General features: G+C 65.9%; 13 protein-coding genes and 3 pseudogenes. 5 read left to right on the top strand and 11 right to left on the bottom strand.

Annotation, left to right across the window (positions count from 1 at the left end; translation table 11 throughout):
• Positions 1 to 2: 2 nt before the first annotated feature.
• Entirely contained in the window at positions 3 to 1037 is a 1035-nt protein-coding gene (locus ACZ6IM_RS31530; protein ID WP_469561169.1) for a bile acid:sodium symporter family protein, read from the bottom strand.
• Positions 1038 to 1128: 91 nt separating this feature from the next.
• On the opposite strand from ACZ6IM_RS31530, the gene ACZ6IM_RS31535 reads away from it, so the two are divergent.
• Positions 1129 to 1968, top strand: coding sequence for a COG4705 family protein (locus tag ACZ6IM_RS31535; RefSeq protein WP_469561172.1), 840 nt, complete (start codon positions 1129 to 1131; stop codon positions 1966 to 1968).
• A 628-nt stretch (positions 1969 to 2596) separates the two neighbouring features.
• On the opposite strand, the gene ACZ6IM_RS31540 is transcribed toward ACZ6IM_RS31535, so the two are convergent.
• The 3 genes from ACZ6IM_RS31540 to ACZ6IM_RS31550 form a co-directional block, all read right to left on the bottom strand.
• Positions 2597 to 3994 (bottom strand): DUF6056 family protein, encoded by a 1398-nt coding sequence (locus tag ACZ6IM_RS31540; RefSeq protein WP_319127585.1) that lies wholly within the window; start codon positions 3992 to 3994, stop codon positions 2597 to 2599.
• 124 nt (positions 3995 to 4118) lie between these two features.
• The gene (locus ACZ6IM_RS31545; RefSeq protein ID WP_011030871.1) at positions 4119 to 5555 is read right to left on the bottom strand and encodes a glycosyltransferase; all 1437 of its coding nucleotides are present in this window, start codon (positions 5553 to 5555) and stop codon (positions 4119 to 4121) included.
• 512 nt (positions 5556 to 6067) lie between these two features.
• Positions 6068 to 6730: a fasciclin domain-containing protein gene (locus ACZ6IM_RS31550; RefSeq protein ID WP_011030872.1), complete on the bottom strand. Its 663-nt coding sequence runs from the start codon at positions 6728 to 6730 to the stop codon at positions 6068 to 6070.
• Between the two features lie 357 nt (positions 6731 to 7087).
• Between ACZ6IM_RS31550 and ACZ6IM_RS31555 the strand changes: the two genes are divergently transcribed.
• Complete coding sequence (locus ACZ6IM_RS31555) at positions 7088 to 7987, top strand: hypothetical protein (protein WP_011030873.1); 900 nt, start codon at positions 7088 to 7090, stop codon at positions 7985 to 7987.
• Between the two features lie 42 nt (positions 7988 to 8029).
• On the opposite strand, the gene ACZ6IM_RS31560 is transcribed toward ACZ6IM_RS31555, so the two are convergent.
• From ACZ6IM_RS31560 to ACZ6IM_RS31570, 3 genes and pseudogenes are all read right to left on the bottom strand, one after another.
• The gene (locus ACZ6IM_RS31560) at positions 8030 to 9226 is read right to left on the bottom strand and encodes a ricin-type beta-trefoil lectin domain protein (RefSeq protein ID WP_238363751.1); all 1197 of its coding nucleotides are present in this window, start codon (positions 9224 to 9226) and stop codon (positions 8030 to 8032) included.
• Positions 9227 to 9855: 629 nt separating this feature from the next.
• A pseudogene (locus ACZ6IM_RS31565) lies at positions 9856 to 10407 on the bottom strand (phosphatase PAP2 family protein).
• On the bottom strand, positions 10385 to 11068 hold the full coding sequence (locus tag ACZ6IM_RS31570) for a DedA family protein (protein WP_011030876.1): 684 nt from the start codon (positions 11066 to 11068) through the stop codon (positions 10385 to 10387). The pseudogene ACZ6IM_RS31565 and the gene ACZ6IM_RS31570 overlap by 23 nt, the downstream one beginning before the upstream one ends.
• A 116-nt stretch (positions 11069 to 11184) precedes the next feature.
• Between ACZ6IM_RS31570 and ACZ6IM_RS31575 the strand changes: the two are divergent.
• Positions 11185 to 11438 (top strand): annotated as a pseudogene (locus ACZ6IM_RS31575) (BlaI/MecI/CopY family transcriptional regulator); the annotation flags it as partial.
• Between the two features lie 616 nt (positions 11439 to 12054).
• On the opposite strand, the gene ACZ6IM_RS31580 reads toward ACZ6IM_RS31575, so the two are convergent.
• A complete protein-coding gene (locus tag ACZ6IM_RS31580; RefSeq protein WP_359736536.1) occupies positions 12055 to 12903 on the bottom strand; it encodes a phosphatidylinositol-specific phospholipase C domain-containing protein in 849 nt (282 codons plus the stop codon).
• A 1527-nt stretch (positions 12904 to 14430) separates the two neighbouring features.
• Positions 14431 to 14658, bottom strand: a complete 228-nt coding sequence (locus ACZ6IM_RS31585) for a hypothetical protein (protein WP_052842348.1) — start codon at positions 14656 to 14658, stop codon at positions 14431 to 14433.
• A 290-nt stretch (positions 14659 to 14948) separates the two neighbouring features.
• On the opposite strand from ACZ6IM_RS31585, the gene ACZ6IM_RS31590 reads away from it, so the two are divergent.
• Positions 14949 to 15857, top strand: coding sequence for a serine hydrolase (locus ACZ6IM_RS31590; RefSeq protein ID WP_319229866.1), 909 nt, complete (start codon positions 14949 to 14951; stop codon positions 15855 to 15857).
• A 433-nt stretch (positions 15858 to 16290) separates the two neighbouring features.
• Positions 16291 to 16400, top strand: a pseudogene (locus tag ACZ6IM_RS31595) (ISAzo13-like element transposase-related protein); the annotation flags it as partial.
• A 373-nt stretch (positions 16401 to 16773) separates the two neighbouring features.
• Here ACZ6IM_RS31595 and ACZ6IM_RS31600 read toward each other — a convergent pair.
• Both ACZ6IM_RS31600 and ACZ6IM_RS31605 read right to left on the bottom strand, forming a co-directional pair.
• Complete coding sequence (locus ACZ6IM_RS31600) at positions 16774 to 17457, bottom strand: hypothetical protein (RefSeq protein WP_359571737.1); 684 nt, start codon at positions 17455 to 17457, stop codon at positions 16774 to 16776.
• 255 nt (positions 17458 to 17712) lie between these two features.
• The gene (locus ACZ6IM_RS31605; protein ID WP_011030881.1) at positions 17713 to 19482 is read right to left on the bottom strand and encodes a phosphatidylglycerol lysyltransferase domain-containing protein; all 1770 of its coding nucleotides are present in this window, start codon (positions 19480 to 19482) and stop codon (positions 17713 to 17715) included.
• Positions 19483 to 19951: the final 469 nt, after the last annotated feature.

The raw sequence follows: 19951 nt of genomic DNA on the forward strand, positions 1-19951 counted from the left end.
GTTCAGGCGCCTGCCGCGATGGGAGGCGGTCGCAGCCGGGTGACGATCCGGTTCGCGGCGGTCTTCTGCAGCAGCCCGTAGGCGAGGACCGGCAGCAGCAGATGCGGTTTGTCGGGCAGGGACGCGGTGATCAGCACCGCGCTCGCGCTGCTGTTGTTCATGCCGCAGGCGAGCGTCAGCGACGAGGCGGTAGCCGCATCCAGCCGCAGGAGGCGGGCGGCGACCCGGCCGAGGACGAAGGAGAGCAGGCAGACCAGGGCGGCCACGGCCAGGGCGGCAGCGAACAGCAGCGGGCGTGGCCGGGCGAGGACGGAACCGAGGGCGCCGCTGGCGTTGACGTAGGTCAGGACCAGTGAACCGGCCATGGCCGACGGCGCCACCGCGGTGACCAGACGGCCCAGCCAATGCGCGGGCATGACGAGTGCGCACAGCAGGCCCGCAGCGCAGGGAAGGACCACGGCGGTGAGGGTGAATCCGCCCTCGGACAACCGGCCGGTGGCGGCGAGGGTGTGCGCGTAGCCACCGCTGAGCAGCGGCGACAGCGTCGCCAGCAGCACGGGGGTGGTCAGCGGGCTGAGGAGGGTGGAAGCCAGGATGAGGCCCACCATCGTCGGCTGATCGCCATTACCCTTGTCCGTCCACACGGTCGCCCCGGCGGCGACGGGCATCGCCACGACGAGGATCATCGCGGTGAGCAGTCCGCTGCCGCCGTCGGCATCGGGGGTGTGCCGCAGGAGGAAGGCGACGAACGGTACGACCGCCAGGGGAATCGCCAGGTGCAGCACGAGGCCGGCGAGCAGGACCCCCGAATGCCGCAGCAGGGCGCTCAGCGCGCGGACCGGGACCTGGAGCCCGGCCGAGAACAGCACCAGGGACAGCAGGAGCGGTGCGGTGTGCAGGGTCAGGTGCGACGGCGGCAAGGGATGGGGGCGGCGCAGCCACAGGCCGGGGGCGGGCAGGACCAGGGCGAGGGTGTAGGACAGGACGACGGCGCGGCCGAGCCGGTGCCGCAGCCAGGACGCGGCGCGGGTGTGCATGGCCCCATCGTGAGCAGGCCGGACCTGGCGGGCCGGGAAAGCCGCGCGGCAGTCAGGATGCGTTCAGGTAACCGCTGGCAACGTCCTGCCCATGACCTACGAACTCTCCGAGACTCCCGAGGCCGAACCGGGCACGAGTGCCTCCGCTCGCCCCTCCCACCGTCTGCGCTGGAACAAGGCCCCCGAGGTCACCGCCTACTTCTGGATCATCAAGGTGCTGTGCACGACGGTCGGCGAGACCGCTGCCGACCTGCTCAACGAGAAGGCCGGCCTGGGCCTGACCGGCGTGTCCCTGCTCATGAGCGCGCTGCTCGCGGTCGTCCTCGTCATCCAGTTCCGCACCAAGGCGTACCGCGCGGGCGTATATTGGCTCGGCGTCGCCCTCATCAGCGTCGTCGGCACACTGATCAGCGACAACCTCACCGACAACATCGGCGTACCGCTGGAGACGACCACCGCCGTGTTCGCCGTCCTTCTCGCCGTCGCGTTCGTCGTCTGGTACCGGCGCGAGCGCACCCTTTCCATTCACAGCATCGACACCACCAGCCGCGAGGCGTACTACTGGCTGGCCGTACTTTTCACCTTCGCCCTGGGAACAGCGGGCGGCGATCTGGTCTCCGAGCGCATGGACCTGGGCTACTGGCTCGCTGCGGTCCTCTTCGCCCTGGCCATCGCCGCCGCGGCGATCGCGCACTTCGCCCTGGGCCTGGACGCGGTGTGGAGCTTCTGGATCGCCTACATCCTCACCCGCCCGCTCGGCGCCTCGATCGGCGACTACCTCTCCCAGCCGACTGGCGACGGCGGCCTCGGGTTCGGCACCGTCGTCACCAGCGGGCTCTTCCTGGCCGTCATCCTCGGCCTGGTGGTGTACCTGGCCGTGAGCCGCAAGGACGTCGCGGAACCCGCGCGCGTGACGCAGCAGGCGGACTGAACAGCCGGGAAGGCGTTCAGGCCGCGTTCAGGCTGCTACAAGCAGGCGCTTGAGCAGTTCGTGAACCAGCTGCCACGGCGCGGACACCGGCATGGCGGCGGATCACCCAGAGACAACCGGTCATGCCCGCCGCGTCGCACGCCTGATCGCCTCCACCACGAGACGTGACCCTGACCTGCCGCCACTGTGCGTTTCGAACGAGTTCCGAGAGTCCTCCCACGAACTCGGTTTCGTGGCGGCGTTCATCCTTACAAACACTCGGCTCCTGCGCCAGCGGTGGTCTCGCCGTGAGGACGGAGAAGACACGGCTATGTCGGGTGGCTAGTCCGACGGCTCGGGCCTGTGCACCTTCTGCTGGGCCGTGGATCGGGCAACGTCATGGCTGCACTGCTTCCGCCCCCTGCGCGCAGGGACTGGAGCGTAGGGCAGGGGAAGTCCTGACCGTCGGCAGAGCACCGGGGTTGGGTTGCGCGCCCTGGTCGACGATCACGGCCATGTGACGAGCGTGTTCACCCACGCCATATCCAGAGGCTTCGTCGGCCTTCAACGAGATCTGCCGTCGGCACGGCATCTGCCACAGCACGGGGCGCGTCGAATCACGTTGCTGACTTCCGAGGCTGAATTCGCATCAGGTGCCTCGCGATCTATCCGTGATCTCACTCACGTGATAATAGGTGGCAACGCAAGCAGCAGGCCATGACCTTTTGCCATTGTTGCCGAATGGTTCTGTCATCTTGCTGATAACGAGCGGCTTGTAGGGCAGAACCGTAACTCCTGCCGCAGCCTTGTTCCTCATCGTCCGGTCCTGGCGGTCCCACGCCTTGCCCCGTGCCTGCATGTCCGAGCCCAGATCGCGTAGTGAAACGGCCAACACGACCGTGACCGCCACACACAAGAGCGCCGCGGTAACTGCCATGGGTCTTGTGCCGCTGCGGTACCGGCGTACCAGCATGTTCCCGAGAAGACCGCCTGCACCGACGAGCAGGAGGAGGAGGAGGAACAAGTAGTCGTTCCACAGGCGGTTGGACGTCGCGACCGAGGATCCGAACACCGGATGGGTGATGACCGTGCACACGTATCCGGAGAACAGCAGGGCCAGTACACCGAAGCCCAGGACGAGGGATGCCCGGCGATCCGGCCGGGGGATGCCGCCGTCCTCGCGGCGAGCCAGGAGGCCGATCAACGTACCGACGGCGATCGCACCGAGGTATTGCCAGTTCGTCGCGAAGGTCAAAAGAATGTGCACGTACCCCCGCAGCGATGCCGCGAGCGACTCGGGGGTGAACATGGCCCCCGCATGGTTGTGCGCGCGCCGGTTCCGTGAGCCGGGGGAGGTGAAGAGTACTGCAGTGCCGAGCACAATGCCCCCTGCGGCTGACACACACCAAGCCTGTACGAAGGCGAGCCGTCCTGAGGGGAAGAGCCGTCGCGCGAGCAGCATGGTCAGGACAAGAAGGGTCAGGGCGACTACTGACGTTTCTTCCGACAACGTGCCCATGACGGTTCCGACGACGCATGCGGACGCGACGGCAAACGCTCGTCCACGACGAGAGGTTGCCAGTAGAGCGGGGATCGTCGTGGCGGCCGCGAGTACGGGAGGGAAGGTGTGAGAGACCGACGAGGCCGGCCAGAAGAAGGTCTTGTAGGTGTTCGTGGAGGCGAAGCAGAAGAGGGCGAGGATCATGGCAGCCGAGAACAGGGGGACGCCTCTGGGCACGTGCCAACCGCTGGTCCGGCGCAGCGCCGCCGTCCATGCCCACAGGAGGGCCAGCATCACGATGGCGCTGATGCCCGCGTACCACTGCTGTCCCGGCACACCGAACGAAGAGTAGGAGGCGACGAGAAAGCCGTTGGCAATCCGGCCGTTGTCCATTGAATAAAACTTGTCCACCAGTGCCATGAAGCCTTCGTCGCGCACGCGGGGCAGAAAGCACCACTCGTCACCGCTCGGACGTACCCAACGTGCGATCCACGCGGCTCCGGCGAAAAGCGACAGCGGAACGAACGTCAACAGAGCCGAGCCCACTGTGCTGAGGCGTAGTGAGGAGGCGGTCGACCTTCCGCCTTCGCTGAACTCACGGATGTCTGCGTCCTGCGCCTCCGCGGGCTGCCGGGCCTCAGGCCGCTCGTCGCCCTCCGAGCGTGCGGCTCTAGCCGAGGGTGGGGTCGTCCTGGTTCGTCTCAGGAGCAGTACGCCGAACCCCTCCCGCAGCGACTTTGGTACTCCCCGGCTGCCGACCGGAGTTAATGGCCCACCGCGCGAGGACGAAGGAGACAGGGGTGACCACGACTCCGGCGACGAGTGCAGCGACATTCTTATCCATTCCGAGTTGGCTCACGGCCACGTAGAGAAGCGCGCCCGATACCACAAGGTTGAAGATGCTGGACAGCGGATACCGAATGAGCGCGCGCCATGTCGGACGGGTGCGGCAGGTGATGTAGGAATTGAGCAAGAATGAGCACAGGACACTGACCGTGTACCCGAGCGCATGCGCCACGAGGTACGGGATCCAATTGTTCAGAGCGGCGAAGAGGCCCAGATATACCGCAGTATTGACGAACCCGATGGCTACGAAAGTAACGAACTGTCGTGCCGTTGTGTGAAGAGTTCCAGGAGTCGCGAGTGTTCCGCCGCTTGATGGGTGCGGCCCCTGAGAGGGGTATTCATCGGTTTCCTGAACAACAAAGGGAGGGCGACGCTTTACCTCGTGGTAGATTCGTCCCACGTACTCACCGATGACCCCTAGGGTGATCAGCTGGACTCCACCCAACGCTACCACCACCATCAGCAGCGTCGCATAGCCAGGGACAGCGGTCCCATGGACTGCCACGTCGATGACAACCCACGTCGCGTAGACGACTGCCACCAGAAGGCACCAGAAGCCCGTGTAGATAGCCAGTCTCAGTGGCCGGTTGTTGAAAGACAGCAGCCCGTCAATACCGTAGTTGAGCAGGCGTCGACTCCCCCACTTCGAACTGCCGGCCAGTCGTTGTGCGTTCCGGTAGGTAAAAGTGGCCGTGGAGAACCCGATCCAGGAAAAAATTCCCTTGGAGAACCGATTGGTCTCAGGCAGCGAAAGTACGGTGTCCACCGCATGCCGTGACAGCAGTCTGAAGTCACCGGCGCCATCGAGCACCTTTACGTCCATCAAGTGGCGCACCAAGGCGTAGTAGCCGCGGCTCAGCAGCGTGCGCACCACACCATCACCTGCGCGGTCTCGGCGCGGAACCACTTGGTCGTACCCTCGCGCGTGGAGTTCGAGCATCCGTGGAATGAGTTCCGGGGGGTGTTGCAGGTCTGCATCCATGAGGACCACCGCTTGCCCTCGAGACATCCGCAGGCCGGCGAGCATCGCCGACTCCTTGCCGAAGTTCCTGCTGAGCACCACATATCTGACGCGGGGGTCCGCGAAGCCGAGTTGCCGGATGAGGTCCGGTGTGCGGTCAGTGCTGCCATCGTCGACATAGCAGATCTCGTAGTCGAGATTGGACGGGCCCAGCACGTTCTCGACGGCCGAGTGAAACCTCTCAATTACGGCAGCTTCATTGAAGCACGGAACGACCACGGAAAGCTGAGTAGTCGTCATGGACGGCTCCTGACCAACACGCCAGTACGGCGATTTCCTCTCACGGGCACCGGGCAGAGGCCCCGCTGGTCCAGACAGGGGTTGAGTGCCATGGCGCTCAACATTTATTCCACCTGTCCACGGTCAGTGAGGCGGTGCCGCGCCTACGAGTGCACCCATTGGCCGTATCACGAGACCTCATAGGGCTCCTCGACCTGGCACTCCGTGGTTGCCGCGCATCAGCGAGCCCACCAATCACGCTTGGGCAAGCTCGGCCATCCGCGACCGACCCCAACGAGCAGCGAGGTTACTGAAAGTGGCTATTGGTGACACTCAGGCCCTCCGAGTTGGCAGAGGCCCGACGCGCTCTCACCAGCCGATGGTTGGCGTAGTGCGCGGTTGAGGTGGAACGAGCTCTGCACCTGGGGCAGGCTGGTAGGGCCTCATTGGTCGCGCCACCGTCGGCTAGATCCCACGGTGGCGCGTCTTCCGCTCTTTGAGAGACGCTCAAGCAGTGCGTTGTCCCTGCGTCGTCAGCCCTGGGAGGACGACGATGACGACGGTGTAGCGGTCGGCGGGACGAGAACACCGTCGACGATGTATACCGTGGCGTTCTTCGTGGGGATGTTGCCGCAGGCGATCGGTACGCTGCCGTTGACCTTGAAGGAGTCACCCGAGCCAGAAGTGGTGACGGTGCTGCCCTCGAGCGTGGTGAACGTGCCGTGCGGCAACTGTGCCTTGGTGATCTTCTTGTGCTCGACCACGTGGTAGGTGAGTACCTTCTTGAGCTGTGCCCTGTCGTTGAGGAGCGCGTCCTTCTTGGCGGTGCCGAGTTTGTTGAACGCGTCATTGGTGGGCACGAAGACGGTACTGTCCTTGAGACCGTTCAGGGTGCTCGCCAGGTCGGTCTTCTTGATGGCATCGGCCAGCATGGACAGGTTCGGGTTGTTGTCCACTGCGGTTGTGATGTTCTCGTGCGCCATCTGTGCGGCACTCCCGTTGCCGCTCTGCGGCAGCTTGGAACAGCCTGGACCGAAGGGTTGCTCGCTCGGTGACGGCGACGGCGACGCTGTGTCGGTGGCACTCGGCGAGGAGCCGGAGGCCGATGCCTGGGACGCCAGCACGCCCAGCGACACGGGGAGGCTGAGCGCTGCTGCCACTGTGACAGCGACGGTACGGACGCGGACTGACTTCATACCAATTCCTCGTTCCCTGTGGAGGAGGGCTTGGGCCTGGATCGGTTCGACTGATCTACTGCGAGAGCCACCCGATGAGGGCTCCGCACGCCGGTTGGGAAATCACACCACTCCGGCGGGCTCATCATTCCTGGTCGAGCCTTCCACCATCTAAGCGCACATTGCGTCGCTCGGCACCTTCCGAACCGGTGCGGCTGACCTCAGCAGTTCAGACGAGCGCAATGGCTATCGACCCTGTGACGGCGGCTGCGGCACCACATGCCGGAAGTCTCCAGTATGGCGCGGTCCGCGTGTCCGGCGGCCGGACCTCGGCTCTTCGCAGATCTCTGACCTACAGTCCTTGTCGTGGCCTTGGGGATGGTGTGCGCACTCGCTTCCGCCTGCTGCTTCGGCACCGCCTCCGTTCTCCAGGCCGTCGCCGCACGGGCTGTGGAGACCGGCTCAGGCTCAGGCGTCGACGCGATGCTGCTGTTGCGCGTCCTGCGGCAGTGGCGATTCGCCGCCGGTCTCGCCCTCGACGGTCTCGGGTTCCTGCTTCAGGTCGTCGCTCTGCGGTCGCTTCCCTTGTACGCGGTAGGCGCCTCGCTCGCCGCCAGCCTTGCGGTCACCGCCGTGGTGGCCGTCTGGCTCCTTGATACCCGGCTGAGCGTCGTGGAATGGGCCGCCGTGGCCACGATGTGCGCTGGGTTGGCGATGATCGCCCCAGCCTCCGGAGTACAGGGGCAGCACTCCGGACCAGCCGCACTGCGCTGGTCCCTGCCCGGTCTCGTCCTTGTCGTGCTCCTCACCGGCGTAGCAGCCGGACGGATCGCGGACCGGCCGCGGGCCCTACTGCTGGGGCTTGGCGCGGGTGCGGGTTTTGGCGTGGTCGAGGTGGCGGTGAGGCTGATCGGACCCCTTGATATTCCCCGGATCTTCGGCGATCCCGCTCTCTATGCTGTGCTGCTTGGGGGAGCAGCGGGGTTTCTTCTGCTGACCTCGGCATTGCAGCGCGGCTCGGTGACCGTGGCGACAGCCGGCATGGTCCTGTTCGAAACGGCGGGGCCCGCCGTGGTAGGCATTCTGTGGCTGGGCGACCGCCCCCGAAGCGGGCTTGAGTGGTTGGCGGCCGTGGGATTCGTGGCTGCGGTGGCGGGAGCACTGGCCCTGACACGATTCGGCAAAGTCGCAGCAGATGCGCCGGGCCGCCCTGAGCTTCCGGCGCCGGCCAGCGGGGTGGGGCGGCGTCCGGGCCGTCAGCCTCCCCAGCGCCAGTAGAGTTCAGGCCGGGGATGAGTGCCACAGCCTGACAGCTTAAGCTCAGGGCTTTGCCGGTTGCGATCCCCAGCGGGCCGGGAGACGGCGGTCGTCCTGGTACAGGCAGCGGTTTACGCTCCCGGAGATTTGCCAGGCGTTACGCGGCCATGCGGTGCCCTGCCATGGATTGCGGTGCCACTGCTGGTTCGGGCGGCCAGGCTCGCACCGCGTGAGCCCGGCCTTTCGAGCGAGCGCTGTCAGGCAGTAATCGCGGTCGTTGCGCGGTCTGATCGTGCCGTCCTGGTCCACGTCCCACTTCTGCGAAGCTGATCCGTCGCAGCTGCGGATGCTCACCTCGCCGAGGCCCGGCGGTCCGGCGGCAGCGCTGAGGCACTGCGCCGGCTCCCCTCCGGTGAAGTACGTCGTCCGGCCGATATCTCCAAGGATTTCTCCGGTGCGCGGGGCCCGTAGTGACTGCTTGTACTGGCGGTGCATCCACAGTTTCCAGTCCTTCTGCAGTTTGCCGCTGAAAGGGGGAACGGTGGCGCAAGATCCGGTGGCCCGGCAGTTCCGGTTGGCGAGGTACCAGCGCGCTACTTCGTCCTTCTCTGCGGACTCTCCTGGCGTGAGATTCGCCTTGAGGGCAGACATGGTGTAACCGAGGTAGGACGAGACAGGAATGCCGAGCGCGTAGCCTACCCTGCGGAAGTACCGGGCTCCGACGCCGTGGTCGCTGTGATCGACTCTGCCGCCAAGGCCGAAGGCGAACGACGCGTTATCGTGGTCCATCGTCAGGATGCGCGCCGCTCCGCTGAGCCGGACCAGCGCCGTCAGCACGGTGAGCAGTCGGTCCTCCGTATAGCTCTCGGTGCCCTGGAACGGTTTGATCTTCTTTCTCCTGCCGTCGAACAGCCTGAGCAGACTGTTCTCCTGCTGACCGCGTGGCAGGCCGTCGTGAAGGTTCAAGAACGTCAGCCGCACATCGGAGTTTCGAGCCTTGTCCGCAAGCAGGTAGGACCTGATTCGTACGCCGTCTGCCCGCACATCTGTCTGCTCCCAGCGGTTGGCTGCCTCCGCCATCTCCGCGTAGGCGGCACGCACGCCGTATTCCCTGCGGTCCACGTACTCCAGCGCCTTGGCCCGGTTCGTCTTGCCGGCATCGCCGGCGGTCAGATACACCGTGTCGACCGGGCATCCAGCGCGGATGGTCTTTCTGATTTCCGGATTCAGAAAGAAGAGGTCGTCATCGGGATGCGCCACTCCGACAAAGGTGGGGCGGCATTGTGTCAGGCTTTTCGGTCGCGAGGTCGGATAAGGCGGACTGGAGCAGGCGGTGCCCAGTACGGCGAGGACGATCAATGCCGCAGCAGTCCCCGGCAGACGGGAGGGAACGCGCGGCCGACACCTCTTCCAGCTCACCACGGGCTCCTGTCGTGTTGGCCGATCTCCATACGGATGATCTTTCAGTGGAGGGGGCGGCGGCTGCCGACACACCGACGATCAGTCCGTTCCAGACGTCGGGTGTGTCACTTTGTCCTCACATTGCAGGTCAACTCTGGTCGGCGGCCAGAACATCGTTCTTGCGTGCGTGTGCATTGTGCGGCTACGCGCGGCTGACCCGGCGAGGGGCGGAGGAGGCTTCTTGACCGTTCTCAGACGCGACTCAAGGGACCACTTCTGTTGCCGCGCGCGTTGCCCGGCCGGTGCCGCTCAGGTAAATCGGGGCGGCGCCACTGCTGGTGCCGGTCACCTCGCGGGTCTGCGCCCTCGCCACCGTCCGGACCGTGACGGAACGGCCATGCTGGCCTACCTGTGTGTGCTCACGAGGGAGCGCACTGTGGGCTGCTGATAATTCATGCGTCAGGCCGTTCGACCAGTGTGGGGCCGGTTCATGAAGCCGTGACCAGCAGGGGAAGGCGGCTCGAAGTGATCCACCTGCCCATGGGTCGTGACCACCCGCTCAGTACGGTGAGCGTCAGAGGGCTACGAGCCCGCCGACCAGCATCCCGGCCATGACGTCGTGCGGATAGTGCGCGCCCACCCAGATCCGGGAGGCGGCCATCGCCAGAGCGGACACGGTCGCGTGGTTGCTGGGAAAGGACCAGTCCCCGGGCGCGGGACATGTCTTGATGGTCCTCACGTGCAGGCCCTGGCACGGCCGCTCCTCACGGACCAACAGCTTGAGTACGGCGCTCGCGCCGTAGGCCATGACCGCGACCACCGGGACGGTGAGTGCCGCCACCGCGGCCGCCCCCCGGATCGCCGTGCCCACCACCGGCCGAAGGCTGCGAGGACGACGAACACCACCAGCCCGTACGTCGACCAGAGCGACACCGTGTCGTCCAGCGAGCCCGGCGCTTGTCCCGCGGTACCCACCACGTCACGTAGGTGGAGCCGTCGATCGACGACCCATCGAATTCACCTGTTCTCCTTCTCCGAATCCGAATCGCCGCCCCGGCGTGCACGGTGAGCCCGGTACAGCTCGGCCAGCAGAGGCAGCAGCGACACGACGACAATCAACGCGACCAGCGGGAGCAGGTACCGGTCGATGTTCGGTACGGACGAGCCCAGCGCGTATCCCGCGAGGATGAGGCCGACGCTCCACACGAGCCCGCCGACGACCTGCCACAGCGTGAACGTCCGCACCGGCACCTCGAGGGCGCCCGCCACCGGATTGAGCACGGTCCGCACCACTGGGACGAACCGGGCCAGCACGACGGCCTTGGCGAACCCGTACCGCTCCAGCAGTACCTCGGCGCGTTTCGCACCCTCGTGGAGCCGCTGCGAGCGGCTGCGGGCCAGCAGCGCTCCGCCCGCCTTCCGGCCGAGCAGGTACCCGCACTGTGCCCCGACCAGCGCCCCGGTCGCGGCCGCGACCAGCAACGGCCCCAGGGACAGGTGCACACTTCCCCCGTCCGAGCCCGTGCACAGCAGACCCGCTGTGAACAGCAGTGAGTCGCCCGGCAGGAAGAACCCCACCAGCAGTCCCGTCTCGGCGAACAGCACTACCCCCACTCCCAGAGCCCCGAAGGCGGCCAGCAGAGAATGGGCATCGAGCACGTTGACAGCGAGCTGCAACGACAGATGGATGGGTGTGGGCATCCTCGCGACCCCTTCGGTCCGACGGAGCAGGTGCGTCGCGGCAGCACCCTGGCAGTGACTACAATTCTGTAGACCGTCTACTGCACTGTAGACGGCAGCGGGGTGAGGACCGTTCCATGACCGACCCGAAGGACGAACGCCGACCAGTCGGCGAACTCGAAGCCGCCGTGGTGGCCGCCGGTGCGCAAAGGGCGTCGTGGACCGCGAGCGACACGGTCGCGGCTACGCGGTGCAGGACGCCCCCGGGCTGTCAGCCCGGTGCGTGCACACCGAACTCGACCGGGACGCGGACCGCGACACCGTCCTCGCTCGGATCCTTGCCCAGCTCAGCCGCGACGACGAGGAACTACTGCGTCAACTGCTGGAGGCCGTGATCTTCCTCTTTCTGATCCCGCTCCTGCTGCCCTTCGCCTTGTCGGCACTGGCCCGGCACGTCCTTCCAAGCCTGGCCTCCGTCAGCGGGCCCTGCGAGCGCTCGCACGGAGGCGGACCGCTGCCCCGCCTCAGGCGGCCCGTGCGTCGTCGACTCGCGACCGCTGTCTGCTGGCCGCCTCTCTTGGGCCGAGAGTGACAGGACCCCCTCGTCAAGGCCGGTCCGGCGCTGCTGCCGCCGCTTCTTGACCATCTGCGGCTCGAAGACGCCGGCGGTGTCGCGGGGACCCTTCACCTCGATCGGGCCGACGTCGGCTGGCACGATCTTCACCCGGGTGTCCTTGCTCCTCCGGCGACAGCGTGTTTGTCGCAGCCGACGTGGCCGGCGATCTCGTCTTCCGGGGCGGCTCCAGCACCCACCTCGGCAGCTACTGCAGCAGACAGCCCGCCCTCCGCCGTCAGGCGCACCCAGCATTCCGGCCCGGTCGAAGAGCCGCGATTAGCTGGTCGTCCGACACGGTATCTGACGGTGCTGGAGTCACCGGTCTGCTCGTTCTCCACGGCGGTCTCCGTCATCAGAACGCTGCGCCCGTTCCATCTACCGTTCGGCGGTGTCACGGTTGCGGGGGGCCACGGGGGAGGAGCAGCGATTGGGCATTCGGGAGTTGGTGCCAGTCGCTGGAGACAATCGTGGCGTGGGCGGTGGCGAGTTGCTGGGTGCGGGCGCGAGCCTGAGCGAGGGAAGGGCGGGTGGCGCTGAGGGCGGGAACGACCTTGTGGGCGTCGGTCATGGTGAGCAGGTAGTGGTTTGTGTCGTACCAGGTGGTGTTGAGGCCGTCGAGGTACGTGGTGGCGTCGCCGTCGAACACGACGAACCAGGGGCGGATGGCGGTGTCCTTGTAAGCGGTGCGCGGGTCGCCAGCGGTGGCGCCATGGACGGCGGGGAAGACCTGGGCCCGTCCGATGTTGCCCGTGGCGGCCAGGTCTCGCAGGTGGCGGCCCAGTTCGATGTCGGGATGTGGGGTGTGGGAGCCGGGGATGGCGTAGAGAAGCACCCGGCCGGCCAGTTCCGAGCGGGTGGGCCAGTTGTCGGCGCGGGCCGCGTCAGAGGCGGTAGCGTACGAGCCGCCTGTGGGCTTGGGGAGCAGGTCGGCGGGGCGGAAGACCATGTCGCCGAGGTGGGCGGCGATGAGGGTGTCGAGCTGTGACGGTCCCATCCCCTGGCCGGTTGCGAATCCTGCTTTGAGTTCAAGTTTCACCACGAGTGGGCCTGCTCCCGGGTGGGCGCGCAGCCAGATCCGGACGTCGTCCAGGCAGGTTTCCAGGTTCGAGTGGGTAGTGCCCGAGTAGAGCTGCGCAGCGGTTGTGGCGGGGGTGCAGTTGTTGACGTTGCGGTGCGGGTGAGAGTGGCTGACCTTCCACTGCTTGGTGGTGTTGTCGGGCCAGGTGTCGATCTCGATCATGCCGGTGCCGGTGTCCAGTCCCTGGGCGAGGTAGCGGAAGGCGGTCGGGGAATAGGTGTTGTGCAGACCGGCCGTGGTGGCTGAGGCGAAAGGCAGTCGTCCCGTCCCGGGGGCGGTGCCCGCCGGGACGGGGACCGGGGTGGTGGATGCGAGCGGTGTGGTCGCCCCGTTGCCAGCGGTCGAGCGCGGCTCGGTATCGGTCGCAGCGGGCTGGCCTGTGGGGGTGTCTGGACGGAATCCGGTGGCCGCGGGCGGCAGGTCCGTGCCGGGGCGAAACGGTTGGCTGATGGCCGTCGGGGCGACTGGTGTTCTGTGGTTGGCCCGCGTGCTGCTGGGCGCGATCGGCGGGCACGCCCCTGCAAGCGTGCCCGTGCCGAAATCGGCTGGCTGCACGCACAACCTGCCAGCATGCATGCCTACGTTCTCGCACGCACCGGCAGCCAGGGCCGCAGTCAGTGCTGCGGCCACTGCCAGTGCCCGTCGGCTGGGGGTCACGGGTGCCTCCTCCACCGCACGAGAGTGATCCTGCCGGTCGTGGCCCCGGCGTCGCCGGACGTTGCCCTTCTGGCTCACGGCATCACGACCGGGGTGGTGACGCGTAGCAATCGAACCGCGCGCGGACGGCGGCACATCGACCCTGTCGATGGCACAAGGATCGGCGCGGTTGCATAGCCGACTTGGCGGGCGGTTCGCTGTCACGGCGGCGCAGCTCGGCTGGTCACAGGCTCAGGGCGGCTGCGTCCGCATACGGGTTCGAGATCCCTGACGTCGCTTCTCTCCGGCCAAGCCGCACTTTCGGAGTCTGGCGATCAGCCGAGGGGGTGATCGTTGGGGAAGCGACGGCGCCGTGGCCAGGTGCTGAGGAGTTCTCCCAGCCGGACGTCCGGCTTACTGAGGATGGCGTTGACGAACGTTTACGCATATGCCGCTGGTTGCGGGTGGATGGGGAAGCCCAGGCAGTGGAGCGGGGCCAGCCTCGGTGGTGTTACCGGAATGAGACTACATCTTGTAGTCCATCGAGAGCATCTTGAAGATGTGGCCGGGAACGGGATGGACTCCGGCGGGAGGTCCCACAGCGCGCAGCCTGGATTTCGTGCGGCCGCACCCGGGAGCCCCTTGCCGCTGCCGACCGGCTCCTTGCGGTAGTCGAAGGGCAGCGGGGCAGGTGCGTAAAGCCAGTGTTGGTGCGCTGGTTCGCCCCGAAGTCCAGCGCCTGCGGCGCCAGCCGTGAGAGCGACGGACGTGGTAACCGTGCAGGCTGCACTCCCGCTTCGCGGCCTGAGACCAATGCTCCACAGACAGCGACCGCTCGCGAAGCGGTACCAGCTCATCCATGGTGATATCAGCCGGGCAGTAGGCCAGCAGGAGACGTCCTCCCGGGCGGCCGACACGGCGACCGGTCAGGAACCGAGGCCGACGGACAGCCGCTGCACGAGCTCATCCTCACCCGCGCGCAGTCATAGATCTGCCGGCCGTGAACGCTGCCGCCGCAGAAGCGGCGTTTCCAAAGCGTCGTCGGCACGTTGATCAGCGACAACCGAACAACGTGGGCGTACCGCTGGAGACGACCACTCCATGTTCGCCGTCCTTCTCACCGCCTTGTTCGTCAACCTGTACCGGCGCGAGCAGAGCGATGCCATGGCCGGCCTCAAACACTGGCGACCCTCGCGGAAGCTCCGTTTGCAGCACGACGATCGACATCCGCTCGATGAAGACGGCGAGACTGTCGATCGTTTCCCTGGCATCGCTTCGCACCGACGGATCTCACTGCGGACGCCATCGGCGAGGTCTGTCACGCCACAGCGTCGAACAGAGAAGGATCACGGCACCTACGCTGCACCGTCGTGCGTAGCTCAGTGTCCTGTCCGCTCCCGAGACATCAATCCTGCTCGAACGGCCACCGTGAGACGGGCGCGCCGGGCAAAGCTTATGGATTTTCTCACAAAGCGGCATGCGGCAGGATTGCAGTGACGCGGGTCACTTCTTATAGCGTCAATTTCTCCTATTATCGGCGTCTGATCCCTTTCGTAAAAAGATGTCGAGGTATGTTTGTCATGTCTTATCTGAGCCACATGCTGCATTTGAAGAGCCCATCAAGGCGTAGCAGTCGTGCCGCCGCCTGCGCCGTTGTGATTCTGGCCTCGGTGACGGCTCTCAGTTCCCTGGGTGGACTGCACGCGGCACCGGCAATGGCCGTACCGTCGCCGTCGGGGCAGGCCCATGCCGGGGCCGGCGTGAACGCCGCCGCTGTGCAACGCCCGAGCAAGGTGCGTGTGACAGCGGCGGTGCTCAGTCTCGACGGAGGGAACGGGAAGCCAGTGCTGGTCGGTGAGGATGCGCCGTACGACACGGCCAGCATCGTCAAGGTCGACATACTCGCAACACTGCTGCTGCAGGCTCAGGACGCGGGCAGGAACCTCACTGCCGCGGAACGCGCACTGGCCGAACCGATGATCCGAAAGAGCGACAACGCGGCGACGAACAAGTTGTGGCGCGAGATTGGCGGGGCCTCCGGCCTCAGAGAGGCCAACAAGCGCATGGGTTTGACCTCGACCAAGGGCGGTCCCGGCACGAAGTGGGGGCTGACGCAGACAACAGCAAGTGACCAGATTAGACTCTTGCTCTCCGTGTTCGAAGGCCCTGCGACGTTGAAGACCGACTCTCCGCTGAACAAGGACTCCCGGGCCTACATCCGGACCCTCATGACCCATGTCGCGAGCGACCAGGCGTGGGGTGTCTCGGCGGTATCCGGATCGGACTACGCGTTGAAGAACGGCTGGCTTCAGCGCACTACCTCCGGACTGTGGGATGTCAACAGCGTCGGCCGGATCACCGTGGACGGACACCCCTACCTTGTCGCCGTCCTGTCGGACGGCAGCGTGTCAATGAGCGACGGTGTCTCATCCGTGGAGCAGGCAGCCAGGCAAGCTCTGGCCGCGACCACCAAAACCTGAAGGGCCCAGGCGTTTCTGCCTGCTCGCCGAGGCGTGACACATGCCTCGGCAGGAAGCGGACCGGTCACCTCCTGAACCATCGGCCCGCGACGGGGGCGCCTGCCCCGAGATTGGCGGTGTCGTGTCAAGCTCCTCGAGTCAGTTCTTCGATGCGGCCGAGTTGGTTCCGGTCGGAGCGCCAGGATCTTCGTGTCGGTGACACGTCGGCCAGCCGGTTGCCAGCCGGTGATTTTGGTGGACACCAAGAGGAAGGAACTGATCGGCGGCTTCCGCAGCCATGGCCTGTCGGCGACGGCTGAAAAGTGGACCAGTGGCGACGCTTGAAAGTTGACCCCCTTCAGGGGTCTGGCTCGCTGAGTCAGACCGGGAAGAGTGGTGATCAGCGTGGAGGACTGGGCGGAGATCCGTCGGCTTCATCGGGCAGAGCCATGCCGACTACCCGCAAGCCTCCCAGTTGCTGATCACGGGGATGCGGGCGGCTCCAACGGCTACCGCACACGGTCCTGGAAACATGACCTGGCCCGTCTGGCTATAAGCCCGGGTGCGAGTCGCCGAGCGCGACGAGCGGGTCGTCACCGTGGGGAAGAAGGCGGTATGGGATGAGGTATGGGAGCCAGGGCGGGGGATACGCCCAATTCGAGGACAGACAGGCTTCACCCGGCGGCCGCAACGGAGACGCACCTGGGGTCAACGCGACCGCACTCCGGTCGTGACAGTCAGCGTGCGACGCTCGGGACGGCTGTCGGTGGCCGGGCTGACCGCGATGCGGTCGGTCTCCGGACTCGGCGTTGCCACTGTCTGTGCCCACTTCGCCGGCAAGGGCAAGCGTCGAGGCATGGGGGAGCAGGGCTTCATGGAGTTCGTGTACCCGTTTCATGGTTGGGCCCGCCGGACGCCATGGATGTGGCGCGCGGTCCTACCTCCACCGCCGTCGCAGCGTCGAAAACGCGGACATCGCCAGCGCCACGGCGATCGCCACCAAGTGCTCCCTGCCCGCGAGATTGGGCTTGGCGATCGCCTCGACGAACATGCCCATCCCCACCAGTGCTCCGGTGAACCAGGCGCGGAAGCGCAGGCAGAGGTAGACCGCGAGACCGGCTACCGCTCCCGACGGGCCAGTGTCAACGACCTGGGCGTCGCCCGCGGGAAGCCCGAGCACCCCGCCTGGGCCGACTGCGACACCGATCCGGGCGTATACGACGCCGGCCAGCGTGCAGATGTAGGCGATGAGCAGTGTCCGTCGTCTACCCAGTGCGATCTCGGCGATCCCGAACACCACAAGGACCTGCGCGAGTGCTCCCCAAACCGGTAGGTCGGCGGCCGGCACGAACAGGGAGAGGGGAGTGCGTGCCAGAGCTAGCCACCAGGGGTCTGCCGCCCGCACGAAGCCGACGTCCTGCACAAGCCCGTAGCCCCAGTACGGGCTCCGCTGATGCTGCGCTACCTGGAAAAGGACGATGAGGCAGAGTGCGCTGAGCGTCAGCGGGATCGCCCGGCCCCTCCGATCGGCGAGTTCAGCGCGCACAATCGCCCACACGGGGCCCCATTCCCGGCGAAGGAGACGGGCTGCGGGTCTCACCGGACGCTTCTTCGCAAGCACCTGTGCGATCTCTTTCCCAGTGCGCACGTGACAAGGACGGGCGGCGCGTTGTGGCGGGCGAGATTACGTTCACTCATTCACGCACATCGCGGTCTATCCCACGCGGCAGCCGACGAGGACCGGGTACAGACCGGACAGCATGGGCCACCTCTTTCCCATCCGTCTGCGACGTCACGTTCTCTGATTACGGGAGCGGCCTCGCACCACAGCACCGGGTAGACACCTCGACAGTTGGCCGTACCGGCAGGGGATCGGCTACCGCTTGGGGTCTGCATCGCCTATCCGTCGTCGGTTCAGCCATTTCGGTAGACCTGGTGGTTCGAGGAAACCCTCGGCGCGGGCGCTCGCCACGGTGATGCGCAGGAGGTCGGCACTTTTCTCGAAGAGAAGATACCGCGGTTCCCAGATGGGACGGTATTTGGCGTTGGCACGATACAGCGACTCGATCTGCCACCAGCGAGAGAAGAAGCTGAGCAACGAGCGCCACAAGCGCAATACGGGTCCGGCGCCGAGCCGGGACCCGCGCTCGAAGACGGAGCGGAACATCGCGAAGTTCAGGGAGAGCTGCCGCATTCCGAGTTCGCCGGCCTGCTGGATGAGCTTGAGCACCATGAATTCGAAAAGCCCGTTTTCAGAGTCGCGATCCCGACGCATCAGGTCTAGCGATAGCCCGTCGTCGCCCCAGGGCACGAAGCTGAGCAGGCCACGTGGGCGCTTTCCGTCATGACAGAGCACCATTACGCACTGCCCGTCCTGTGGGTCGCCGAGACGGCCCAGCGCCATGGAGAATCCGCGTTCCGACTCGCTGTCACGCCATTCGTCTACGAGACGAATGAGATCAGCCATTTCCTGTGTCGGGATGTCCTTGTGTCGGCGAATCCAGACACTGTAGCCTGCCCGTTCGATTCGGTTGTACGCTTGCCGTACGTTTCGCATGGCGCGGCCTTCGAGGGTGAACTCACTGAGGTCGACAATCGCCTCATCGCCCAGTTCCAGGGCGTTCAGGCCGTGACGAGCGTAGACCGTGCCACCCTCCTCGCTCGCGCCAATCACTGCCGGTGCCCATCCGTACTCCCGGGCTTGGGCGAGCCAGCGGTCGATCGCTCGCGGCCATGCCTCCGGGTCACCGATCGGGTCCCCGGACGCCAATGACACCCCGCTCACCACCCGGTAGGTGATGGCAGCCTTGCCCGAGGGGGACCAGATGACGCTCTTGTCGCACCTTAGTGCGAAGTAGCCGAGGGAGTCGCGTTCCCCATGCCGTTCAAGCAGCGCGCGTAAACCCCTCAGATCTTCTGGGGTCATTGCGTCGATGGCCCGTCGCGAACGGAACGCCGCGTACAGGACCAGCAGGACCAGTATCGTGCTCATTACGTTGATCAGAACATTGGCCCAGTTTGGTGTGCTGATGTCTCCGAAGGGGATGTCATCGTAGGCGAGGGAGAACATACGGAGCGCCCCGTAGTGCCAGCGTTCCAAGAAGTCGGAACGCCCGGCGTCCGGGTCAGTGTTCGTTACCGTGACCAGCGCTGCGGCAAGCAGCGAACAGGCCAGGAAGCCCCCCACTGCCACCGAAGCTGCCAGTTTCGGATTGGAGCGGTCGCCTTTCGCATGGAATTCACGCCGCCCGCCGATCAGAGCAGCAACGAAGAATGCGGTGACGAACATGGAAAACCAGTTTTGGGCGTGCTGCCGGTAAACAGGCAGTCCCATCGCCAGGGCGCTCAGAGCCAGGATCAGACCAGCGAGCACAAGATTGAGGATCCATGCCGCGCGCTTGCGGCGCCGCATGGTGACGGCTAGGAAGACAGAGACTGACCCGGAGAAGAAGCCAGCCGTCAACAGGTACGGCGTGAAGAACTCGTCGTCGTTGTGCCGCCGGATGTCGTTGCCGAACGTGACCCATACCGCGGCGAGGAAGTTGACGAACGCCGCGGCACGCAGGTACCAGACCGCTGACAGGTAGCAAAGCGACGATCGACGTTCTTGATCATGACTCGCCTGCCATCCTCGACTATGCCCCATGAAACGACGATAGGAGCCTGGAGGGCCGCAGGCCCGTTCAACGGCGACATCGGTGAGTTGCCTCTGCCACCGGGGTGAACACCTGACCTGGCTTGCTGAGAGAGGGTCGCCTGGCAGGATGCTGCAGTGCACAAGACGCGGCCTTATGCGGGTTCGGGTGACAGGTGCGGTCACGCGGCCTGGAGGGCCGGCGTGGTCATGACGGTCTCGATTCGACGGGTTTCAGCTGGCCGAGTGAGGCTTGTCTGCGGCGTCAGACTGGCTCCCCTCCGCCACGCTCATCGGAAGCCCGCTGGACGTCGTGCCGCGGTCGTAGGCCGGGCGGCGGGCGCGGTTTCTGCGACTACCATCAAAGGGAGCCACGCAGCTCTGTCTCAGTCCATGTCGGGCAGGTGGTCCCGCTCCAGGGCTTGCATGGCGTGGGACGCGTTGAACGGCAGGATCGTGACCGCTACGTGCGGAAGTTGCT

The organism is Streptomyces sp. NPDC042336 (genome assembly GCF_055581985.1).